We start from the raw sequence: 10,324 nt of genomic DNA, 5'->3' as shown, positions 1-10,324 counted from the left end.
TCCATGGATAAAAGGATGCCACCGTTTTGTTCCGTCGTTTCGGCGAGGACCTTGCGGACATGATCATTGAGACTGGCGGCCAAAAGAACTTGATACCGTTCATACAGATTTTGCGAATGACGTTCACTGGTTTTAATTCCGCGTTCATTCAAGGCCTCTGTCAATTCTTTGACCGTCAGATGGTGCTTGAATCGTAGCTCACCAACCAGATATGCTTTACAATGAACTGCATCCCCAAAGGGGATAGCGCTGGAGGAGCCGGATGCGATGACCCGCATGTCCGGATCTGTGAGAGGCCCATGCGATTACGTATGGGCCTACTCGATTTATGAATGGGCTCCTCTTTGTCTCTTATGATCGCTATCCCGGTCGCACAGGAGAGTAGCGTATCCTCGAGTGCAAATGGATCGATGCAGATGGATTGTGTCTGGCCGTGAAGACGGAGGCCAACCCGTTTGGCGAAATCACACCGGAAGAGTACGAGAAGATTACGGGGAAAGAATTTCCGACACAGCAATAAGCGCCTGCTCATAGCACGGCGTTTTTATTATGCCCCCACGCTGCCGTGGGGGCTATTTCATTTGAGGAGGATCAACTCATTGAAAGATTGGATTTAGTTTTGAAATCAGCCTTCGCGGCTGCAGGAGGGGCGGCGTCATTTTTGTTCGGGGGCTGGCCGGCGCTGTTGAATGTGCTGCTGACTGCCGTGGCGATTGATTACGTGACGGGCGTCATGGCGGCCGGGGCCGAAGGGCGGCTGCGCAGCAAGATCGGAATGACAGGCATTGCGCGGAAGGTGTTCATTTTTCTTGTCGTGGCCGTTGTTCTGGAACGGCTATTGAAGCAGTTAGGGGATAAAGCCTAATTTTCTTTTATTGGGTTCAAGCCAAGTCAAAACCCGGCTCATCTCATATGATATGAGTACCTAAAAGAGAGGAGGTTGGCTTATGAGCGGTGTTGTTGGAGGGGTTGGAGGTTCGTGTGGCCTCGGAGGTCTCTGGACTTCAACGGGGGTAATCTTGGTTCTGTTTATCTTGCTTGTAATTATTTCTCGTGCATGTATCTGGTAAGATCACTGGCAAGACCTGCGTCTAGAGAAACCATTGGTTTAGTTAAGGGACTTGTCATTACCGCCTAATTTTTGCTTTATGGGCTTTAGCCAAATCAACCTTGAAATTAACCCAATATAATGGTGATGTATTTGATAAAGAAAAGAATTAAAATCAGCCGATAAGAGGATTGGGTGCTTGGGCCTCTCAGTATCCGTGCTTATAGGTCGTCTTTTTAATGCCCTGCTGGCGGAGCAGGGCTCTTTTTGATTTTCCAAAACGGCCACGTGCATCGGCGAATCAGTAGCCGGCCAGCTTATCGGCGGCAGTGCATACGCCCATGTCCAGGCGGTCGCTGAGGAGTAACACCGTGAGCTGTAGGAACATGACTCCCTACGGCTATTTTTACAAATATCGAGACCATTTTCTTCTGTCAAATAAGCGTTTATCTCGCACTTGTCTCCTTACGTATCAGCCTCTGCTACCGAGAGTCAGGGCGGAGCGGATGGCTGGGAACTGGCCATAATGAATGACTTGAAGTATTCCATGGGCTTGAAGCTCTGCAAGGCATGCGACAACCTGTGGATCAACGAAGACGAGCAATTCCTCTTCCCTGGCCGTCGTCCAAGTGGATAGCCGGCGGACGTCATCGTCAACATAGCCAGGATGGCATAAGAGCTCGGTTATTCCTTCCGGGATTTTGCGTAGCAGGCTCAAGAGGTGGGGGACGCCTGTCTAACTATCGTAGGTATACATAAATAGTTCATCTGTGACCCACGGAAGCTCAGGGTCTGGGCGACTGGAGGACAGCCGCAAAGGAAGTTCTTCGTACTGCACGAGCTTTTTAACCAGAGAATACACGACCGGATTGTCCAAATGAATATGGTGGTGCGAATCGACATGCGTAGGGCGGAGCCCATGCTTCAGCATTCGACCGTATTGGGTATAGAGTTCACGTGCAATATCTCGAAATGTCCATTTCGCGTGATTCCCGTGAACGGAGCCTCCATCGCGAACAAGGGAGGGAACAAGAAGAGGATTCGTCGCGGATGTTCCATATGTTAAGTTGAAATGCAATCCCACTCCTAATGACGGAGTAGCTTTCGCCAATGAAACGGCTTCAAGGAAGCCTGGGGTATTAACCATTAAAGAAGCGCTGCTTACTGTTCCGAGACGATGTGGTTCCATAATTCCGCGATTAATGCTGCACGACAGACCGAAGTCGTCTGCATTAATAATAATGTACCGAGGCAATTCAATCCCACCTTACTGTATTTTCTAACTAATAGTAAATACATCACGGGAGCAATCGTTAGTGTATTTATCCTAAGTGAATGAAATGCCCCGGATTACTTTACTCCGAGGCTTTTTTCTTGCAGGTATATGCGGGGTGGAGCATGGTTCGACGGGTGCTCCACAAAAATGAGTAATTACCAAAAATGTCTTTCACAACAATGTCTTCTCCGTTTTTTGCACACGATCAGCACTTTCTGCCCTTTTTTAAGAATAACTTTGATTGCTTTACGATGACGTCTCATTTAAGCCACCTCCTTTTCTAAAATACAATATGAGAAAGTACTTCAAATGATTGGACCAGTATCACGACCAGTTAATTAGGGCATACCTATTATGGTTCCTTGCCTCCTTATCAGTGGGCCGTCTGTGTACGGCTATGATCGTCTTTACCCTTATGTGCCCAAGGGGAGAAAAGCAGTATATGAAGCAGCGGCAAAAGCAAGCGGATTGAGTTTAAATGATTTTATCACTAAGGCCATCGAGGAGAAGATTGAACGCGAAGGCCTGGAAAGTCCGTAATAAATGAAAAGAGCCTGGGGCATAGTCCCGAGGCTCTTTTCATTACTCATCCCCTCATGGTAACATCTACCTACAAGGAGTGACGATGGAACTGCCTGCCCTGACCCGATGGGATATTGAACATAAGGAGCGAAAAAGGAACTGCCTGCCCTGAGCAGACGGGATATTGAACATAAGGAGCAATAGTGGAACTGCCCGCCCTGACCAGACGGGATATTGAGCATAAGGAGCGAAAAAGGAACTGTCCGCCCTGACCAAATGGGATCTTGAGCATAAGGTCATCAATGGTTACTGCATGAGCGGGAAAAAGCCGTTGAGCCGACTCATAGGAAATGGATCGACCCCGGTTGGAGAGGCAGATGTGATGTATAATACATCTAAACGAAGGGGTTCCTGCTTAGTTTTGACCTTCCTCCCGCGTTGTTCCCTTCGTAGAACGTTGAAGATGCAAGGGGGTAGGCGGACATGAACCTGATTCGGAAGCCTCGTTCTTTTCATATCGCTTTGTTTTGGCGGCATTTTGCCATTTACTTCGTTATCATTCTCATTCCTGTCATTGTCGCCTGCGCGTTGGCCCACTTCCTGGTCGTCTCGCTGATTGAGAAGGATGCGCAGAAGCTGAATAACGTTGTCTTAAGCCATTTTTCCGAACAGACGGACACGGCCTTGAATGGCTTGAAAACGAATATGATCAATATGCTCAGCACCTCCAATATTCGGAGTTTGTTAAGGGACGAAGCGTCCGGGGACCGTCAGCGGCGCATGGAGCTGATCCACTCGTTGCGGGAGCAGTTAATGAAGCTGCAGTCCGACGAGCTGGTGACGAGGGCGTATCTGTTTTTTGTTCATCATGATTTGGTCATTGACGCGGATACGTATACGGATAAGGCGTATTATTTCGATTTCCGCTATCCGATGAATGAGGCGGAGAAGGCCGCTTATTTGGCCCAATTTACGAATAAAAAAATGATGGAGTTCACGAAGCCGGACAGCAGCAGCTTGTCGGCTCTGATGAGCTATCCGTTCAATACCCCGCTTCCCGATGTGTACCTGGTCGTGGATGTGGACGGCGACAAATTGAAGCATCTGATTCATATCCGGGAGAGCTGGGTTGCCGGGACAGCTATCCTGGGGAGCGGGGGAGACCTCCTCAGTCAGAACGGGCTTGTTGCGGACGGGATTCGCCGCCTCTCGCTGCCGCTGACGGACGGAACATCCCATTTTCTTATTGCGGAAGATAAAGCCATTTCCTTGGTGAAATCCCGGTTCGACGATTCTTCTTATTACTTGAGTCTCGTGGATCTGCCCACTCTGATGAAGCCTGCTCAGGTGACGCGGCTTATTAGCTGGCTCTTCCTTGCCTTTTTCGCGGTCGTGGGAAGCTTGGTCTCATACTATTTAAGCCGGCGGGTTTATCAGCCTATTGCGGAAATCAAGGAAGGCCTGAAATCCCACCGGGCGGCTGAACCGCCGCAGCTAGGCGAGGGGAACGATTATGATGTGATAAAGCGCTATTCCCGGCTCATTATCTCGGAAAATAAAGAGCTGTCTCAAAGGGTGACCGGCATGCTGCCGATCGTGCAGGAGCATTTTGTCACCAAAATGGTGCAAGGCGAATACAGAGACGCTCTGTCCATCGAGACGTACGCCGCCGAAATTGATTTCGTGTATGCGAATAAAGCGGCGCGGACCGTGCTGGCCATTGCCCTGCATTTCGATCCGCAGGTGTATGGGCCGCTGTCGGAGACGTCCAAATCATTTTTGATGGCGGAGCTGAAGGAGCGCATCATACAGCTCGTCCCTTCACCGACGTGGATCTGTCAGATGAAGCCCGATCTGCTGGCCTGCGTCATTCACAAGGATCCGCTTCTGAACCTGAGCCCGGAGGAGGATGCGAACATTATCAAGGTTGCTCTCCAATTGTATGCCAGCTATTTCAGAGCGACGATCGGCATCGGGAGCACGGTGCATGGGATGGAGGAACTGCACCTGTCTTATGAGCATGCGGTCTTGATGCTGCAGCGCCGGGGGCTGTATGCCGATGTGGAGATCTGCAGCGGACAAAGCACGTGGGATGCGCCCCCGTTCGATACGTTTTTGAGCGTACAGGAAGTGAACCGGATTCTGAACCAGCACAAAACACGGGAATATGACAAGCTGCTCCAATCGGCGTGCGACATGGTGGAGGAAGGCGTCCGCCAACGGGCCACGGCCAGTCAGATCAAATATTTGTGCACGGATATTTTGAACACATGGGTGCGTGCCGTAGAGACGGATCGCAAAGATTTCAACGTGCCTTTTTACGCGGGATGGTTCGAACGAGTGAATGCCTGCATGACGGTGGAAGAAGTCAAGCGCTGCTTCCGGGAGTTCCATGGACTGCTGTTCGAGTCGGCCCGGCCGGATGAACGCTCCCGCAGGTTGACCGATATTTTGGCCTATATTCATGATCACTATGATGAAGAATTGTCGATCGAGCAGTTCGCCGCGTCGATGAACATGTCGGCCGGCCATTTTAGCCGCATCTTTAAGGAGGAGGTCGGGGAAAAGTATGTGGAATATATCGCCAAATACCGGTTGACCAAAGCGAAAGAGCTGCTCCTGCAAACGGATTTGAAAATTGACGATATCGCCGCAAAAGTCGGCTATTGGGGCCGGAACTCGTTCATTCGCATGTTCCGTAAATATGAAGGCATTACCCCGGCGAAGTACCGTGCGCTTCATCAGTAACACGCAAGAGAGACTCCTTATTTTCCGGAGTCTCTTTTTTTTCGTAAAAGGACGTGGAAAGCCCGGCTGGCGCGGCATCCGGGAAAATGAAGCCCGGTACAAATACGGGCGCTTTACGGGGGCGGGCAAGGTTCCTTATAGTTAGGCCATCTCTCCATTTTTTTGTAAGCGCTTACTTGAAAGGAGGAAGGCCATGACGAAGAAGGCCCGATTCTGGTATCTCGTCAAAAAACATAAAGTGCTCTATCTGCTGATGCTTCCGGGAATTTTATACTACATTATCTTCAAGTATGTACCCATGTACGGCATCATTATCGCATTTCAGGACTTTTCCATTGGCAAAGGGATTCTCGGCAGCAAGTTCGTCGGGCTGAAGCATTTCATTGAATTTTTCTATGTCACGCCGGACTCCTGGAAGCTGATTCGGAACACGATCATGCTGAACGTGTACGATCTGCTGTTTCATTTTCCGTCTCCGATTATTTTGGCGATTTTGTTCCATGAGCTGCGCAACAAATGGTTCAAAGGGTTTGTCCAGAGCATCAGCTATATGCCCCATTTCCTCTCTACGGTCGTTATCGCGGGAATTCTGGTTACCTTTTTGTCGCCGACGACCGGGGTGGTCAATCACCTGCTCGCGAAGGTGTTCGGGATGGAGCCGATTATGTTCCTCGGCCTGCCCGAATGGTTCCGGGCCATCTATGTCGGGTCCGAGATCTGGCAGAAAATCGGCTGGGGCACGATTTTGTATCTGGCTGCCATTGCCGGCATTGATCCTACGCTGTATGAAGCGGCCAAAATGGACGGAGCGAACCGGTTCCAGCAAATCCGGCATATTACGCTGGTCGGAATGCTGCCGGTCATGATCGTCCTGTTCGTGCTGACGCTCGGCCATTTTATGGAGACGGGATTCCAGAAGATTCTGCTGCTGTACAACTCCATGAATTATGAGACATCGGATGTTATCAACACCTTTGTCTACCGCCGGGGGATTCTGGATGCCGATTTCAGCTTCGCGACGGCCGTTGGGCTGTTCCAGTCTGCGATCGGACTCGTTCTGGTCGTGACGGCGAACCGGATCGTCCGCAAATATTCCGAGACGAGTCTGTGGTAGAGGGGGGGATTTCGTGAAAATCAAAGCCAGTCTGGGTTCCCGGATTTTCGACGCCATTAATATCATGCTCATGGTTCTGCTTGTCATCATCATGATGTATCCGATGGTCTATGTGTTCTCGGCTTCGATCTCCGACAATGCGCTGGTGGCCAGCGGAGAGGTGCTCCTCTTCCCGAAGCGGGTGACGCTGGTGGCGTATGAGCGGCTGATCGCCAACCCCGATCTGTGGATCAGCTACTGGAACACGATCCGCTATACCGTTGTGCAGGTGGCGCTAACGCTTATCGTGACGGCGGCCATGGCCTATCCGCTATCGAAAAAATGGCTGCCGGGCCGGCGGACGATTCTCCTGTTGGCCGCCTTCACCCTGTTATTCAGCGGCGGGATGATTCCGACGTTCCTGGTCGTGCAAAAGCTGGGACTGCTCGATACGATCTGGGCGATCGTGCTTCCGTCCCTCATCTCGACATGGTACTTGTTCATCATGCGGACGTTCTTCGAGGCGCTGCCCGAGGAGCTGGAGGATGCCGCCACGATTGACGGCTGCAATTCCCTTCAGGTGTTATTGCGGATCGTGCTGCCGCTGTCGATGCCGGTCATGGTTACCATCGGCCTGTTCACGGCGGTGAACCAGTGGAACGCGTTCTTCGACGCGCTGATCTATCTGAATGACCGGAGCATGTACCCGCTGCAGATTATGCTCCGGAATATTCTCATCGCCGGAACGAATGTGCAGGGCGAAGGGGATATGAATCATCTGGAGACACTCAAGTACGCCATGATCATCATCGCTACGCTTCCGATTTTGTGCGTCTATCCGTTTATCCAGAAATATTTTGTGCAGGGCAGCATGATTGGGGGCATCAAGGGCTAGACGGACCGGGGAGTCCGGAAGGCAAGGAGAAGCTTGGAAGGATGAAGATATAGGAGGTTCGGACATGAAAAAGAGACCGATCGCAATGATGTTGACTGTCGCGCTGCTTGCCATCGTGGCTGCGGCAGGCTGCTCCGCCAAGGACAAAGAAGCTTCGCCGGGCGAAACCGCCGGATCGGATGGCAAGAGCCCGATCCAATTTTCCTGGCTGGCGTATGACCGGGTGGAGGGGAAGGTGCGGCAGGATTGGGAGATTTTCAAGGAGATCGAGGCGAAGACCGGCGTTAGCGTCGATTTTCAAATTGTCAGCCAGGAGGGACTCACCGAGAAAAGACAGATTATGATCGCGACGAACTCGGTCACCGATTTCATTCAGGTCACCACCCAGGAGGGGCGGGATCATGGACCTGACAACGTATTCCTGAATTTGAGGGACTATCTGGAGCAGGCTCCGAATTTGAAGGCGTTTTACGAAAAGTATCCGGAGGCCGCGGCTGTCGCCACTGGCGCGGACGGGGGCATCTATACGGTGCCCGTCATTGAAGGGGATGCGGAAGGCAAAGGCTTCAACTTCATCTGGTATGCCCGCAAGGACATCATGGATCAGCACGGGCTGAAGGCGCCGGAGACGATGGATGAATTTTACCAGTTCCTGAAGGTGCTTAAAGAAAAAGAACCGGACTCCTACCCGCTTATTTCGAACGGGATCGTCGGCGACACGGGATTGTACACGGTATTCGGCCGGGCGTTTACCGGCATTCAGGGTTTCTTCAACATCGATCCGGCCACCGATAAATATGCGTTTGCGCCGTATCGCGACGGCTATAAAGAGTCGCTTATCTTTTTGAATAAGCTGTATGCGGAAAAGCTGCTTGACCCGGAATATTCCCTGCTGACGCAGGCGCAGTGGGAGGAACGCATGCTGAAGGGCAAGTCGTTCGTGACGTATTTCTGGAAAGCGGACTTGGAATCTCTGACGGAAAAGGGACGCAAGGCAAGCACCGCCTCATTCGAACTCGACGCGATTCCGCAGGTGGCTGCAGACGGCATCAAGAACTACCAGTTCTCCCGTCCGGTCATTGGAGCGATGGGGCGCGCGATATCCGCCAAGGTCAAGGATAAGGAAAGGGCGGTCCAGTTCCTGGATTATCTCGTCAGCGAGGAGGGCTCGAACTATTTGTCGCTCGGCATTGAGGGCAAGACGTACACGATGGAGAACGGGAAGCCGGTATATATGAAGGAATTCGGCACTTCCCCGTTCAATACGCTCCGCAAGGATTGGGGCGTATGGTATGACCTGATTGCGCTGGACAATGCCAAGTCGCGCGAGGTATGGGAACGCGGGTTGAGCGACAAGAGCAAAGAGATCAACAAGATGTATGAACCGTACATCGTGCCGGCGCCGAAGCAAATCGTGAAGACGGAGGAAGAGCTGGAGCTCGAAAAATCAAAGCTCAACAATCTCAATAAATATTTGGAGCAAAAATTGACCGAGTTCGTCACCGGCAAAACGCCAATCAATGACGAGACGTACCGGCAATTCCTCGATCAGGCGAAGAAGCTCGGCGCGGATGAGCTGCTCCGCATGTATGATACGGCTTATACCCGGACGTACGGCAAGAAATAAGCCCGCGCCTGGAGAGCGCGGGAACGAAGGAGGAAGCGCTATGGGAGCTGGAGAAGCATTCAAGGTCATTGATACGGATGTTCACAATGAGCAGGACGATTCGGCCCTGGTGCCCTATTTGCCGGAGCCGTGGAAGTCGAGGGTCGCGTCATCGGGCATCGGGTATGCGGGCTCCGGCTATTATTCGCCGATCGGCGTCATGAAGAAGGACTCGATCCCACCGGGGGGCGGCAAGGCCGGCTCCGATCCCGACCTCCTCGTCAAGCAGTTGATCGAGGGGTACGATATCGAGTACGCCATTTTGACGGGAGTCGTCTATAATATCTCGGCGACCCATGACCCGGATTATGCGGCGGCCATCTGCTCCGCCTACAACGACTTCCTGATTGCCGAATGGCTGGGCAGGCATCCGGCGTTCAAAGGCGCGATCGCGGTGTCCACGCTGGACCCGCATCTCGCCGCCAAGGAAATCGATCGTGTCGGGGATCATCCCGACATCGTCGAAGTGATTATATCCAGCGCCGCGCGCTGGCCGCTGGGGCACCGCTTCTATCATCCGATCTATGAAGCGGCCGAACGGCACGGGCTGCCCGTCGCGATTCATCCGGGGGCGGAAGGCGGGGGAAGCTCCACCGCTCCGACGGCAGCCGGCTACCCGGCGAGATACATCGAGTGGCACACCTGTCTCTCCCAAATGTTCATGGCCCACCTGGTCAGCCTTGTATGCGAAGGGGTCTTCGTCAAGTTCCCCCGGCTGAAGGTGGTGCTCGTCGAGGGCGGCATTGCCTGGCTGCCGCCGCTGATGTGGCGGCTCGACAAAAATTACAAGGCGCTCCGATCCACCGTGCCGTGGCTGGCGAAAATGCCGAGCCAATATGTCGCGGAGCATTGCTTCCTGACGACGCAGCCGATCGAGGAGCCGGATAACCCGCAGCATCTGGTTGACCTGTTCAATATGTTCGATGCGGAGAACATGATTCTCTACTCCAGCGATTATCCGCATTGGGATTTCGATGCGCCGGACAGGATTCTGCGCAAGCTGAAGCCGGAAGCCCGGCGCAAAATCTTTTACGAGAACGCGAAAAAGCTCTATAACTTACCGTAAACGGAGGCAA

Annotated in this window: 11 protein-coding genes and 1 pseudogene; 9 read left to right on the top strand and 3 right to left on the bottom strand. The window is 52.4% G+C overall.

Features of this window, described 5'->3' with window-relative positions; translation table 11 throughout:
• A pseudogene (locus tag ABD76_RS29025) lies at positions 1-278 on the bottom strand (hypothetical protein); the annotation flags it as partial.
• A gap of 110 nt (positions 279-388) precedes the next feature.
• Here ABD76_RS29025 and ABD76_RS19925 point away from each other — a divergent pair.
• The 3 genes from ABD76_RS19925 to ABD76_RS29660 all read left to right on the top strand — a co-directional run bounded on the left by ABD76_RS19925 (position 389) and on the right by ABD76_RS29660 (position 1,070).
• Complete coding sequence (locus tag ABD76_RS19925; RefSeq protein WP_197258895.1) at positions 389-520, top strand: XkdX family protein; 132 nt, start codon at positions 389-391, stop codon at positions 518-520.
• A gap of 45 nt (positions 521-565) precedes the next feature.
• Positions 566-865, top strand: coding sequence for a phage holin family protein (locus tag ABD76_RS19920; RefSeq protein WP_420901963.1), 300 nt, complete (start codon positions 566-568; stop codon positions 863-865).
• 82 nt (positions 866-947) lie between these two features.
• Positions 948-1,070: a YjcZ family sporulation protein gene (locus ABD76_RS29660; protein ID WP_242069665.1), complete on the top strand. Its 123-nt coding sequence runs from the start codon at positions 948-950 to the stop codon at positions 1,068-1,070.
• A 450-nt stretch (positions 1,071-1,520) separates the two neighbouring features.
• On the opposite strand, the gene ABD76_RS31025 is transcribed toward ABD76_RS29660, so the two are convergent.
• A complete protein-coding gene (locus tag ABD76_RS31025; protein WP_420901962.1) occupies positions 1,521-1,766 on the bottom strand; it encodes a hypothetical protein in 246 nt (81 codons plus the stop codon).
• A gap of 18 nt (positions 1,767-1,784) precedes the next feature.
• Positions 1,785-2,303, bottom strand: coding sequence for a ChbG/HpnK family deacetylase (locus ABD76_RS31020; RefSeq protein ID WP_197258892.1), 519 nt, complete (start codon positions 2,301-2,303; stop codon positions 1,785-1,787).
• Positions 2,304-2,711: 408 nt separating this feature from the next.
• Here ABD76_RS31020 and ABD76_RS19910 point away from each other — a divergent pair, with 408 nt between their 5' ends.
• The 6 genes from ABD76_RS19910 to ABD76_RS19885 all read left to right on the top strand — a co-directional run bounded on the left by ABD76_RS19910 (position 2,712) and on the right by ABD76_RS19885 (position 10,314).
• The gene (locus tag ABD76_RS19910; RefSeq protein WP_242069664.1) at positions 2,712-2,864 is read left to right on the top strand and encodes a transcriptional regulator; all 153 of its coding nucleotides are present in this window, start codon (positions 2,712-2,714) and stop codon (positions 2,862-2,864) included.
• Between the two features lie 465 nt (positions 2,865-3,329).
• The gene (locus ABD76_RS19905; protein ID WP_197258890.1) at positions 3,330-5,594 is read left to right on the top strand and encodes a helix-turn-helix domain-containing protein; all 2,265 of its coding nucleotides are present in this window, start codon (positions 3,330-3,332) and stop codon (positions 5,592-5,594) included.
• 193 nt (positions 5,595-5,787) lie between these two features.
• Positions 5,788-6,708: an ABC transporter permease gene (locus tag ABD76_RS19900; RefSeq protein WP_197258889.1), complete on the top strand. Its 921-nt coding sequence runs from the start codon at positions 5,788-5,790 to the stop codon at positions 6,706-6,708.
• Positions 6,709-6,721: 13 nt separating this feature from the next.
• A complete protein-coding gene (locus ABD76_RS19895; protein WP_197258888.1) occupies positions 6,722-7,582 on the top strand; it encodes an ABC transporter permease subunit in 861 nt (286 codons plus the stop codon).
• Between the two features lie 64 nt (positions 7,583-7,646).
• On the top strand, positions 7,647-9,209 hold the full coding sequence (locus ABD76_RS19890) for an extracellular solute-binding protein (protein ID WP_197258887.1): 1,563 nt from the start codon (positions 7,647-7,649) through the stop codon (positions 9,207-9,209).
• Between the two features lie 40 nt (positions 9,210-9,249).
• Positions 9,250-10,314: an amidohydrolase family protein gene (locus tag ABD76_RS19885; RefSeq protein WP_197258886.1), complete on the top strand. Its 1,065-nt coding sequence runs from the start codon at positions 9,250-9,252 to the stop codon at positions 10,312-10,314.
• Positions 10,315-10,324: the final 10 nt, after the last annotated feature.

It is taken from the genome of Paenibacillus dendritiformis (assembly GCF_015845845.1).
Classification (GTDB): domain Bacteria; phylum Bacillota; class Bacilli; order Paenibacillales; family Paenibacillaceae; genus Paenibacillus_B; species Paenibacillus_B dendritiformis_C.
The sequence above is the reverse complement of the archived record's forward strand: the minus strand, read 5'-3'. Positions and strand labels throughout refer to the sequence as shown.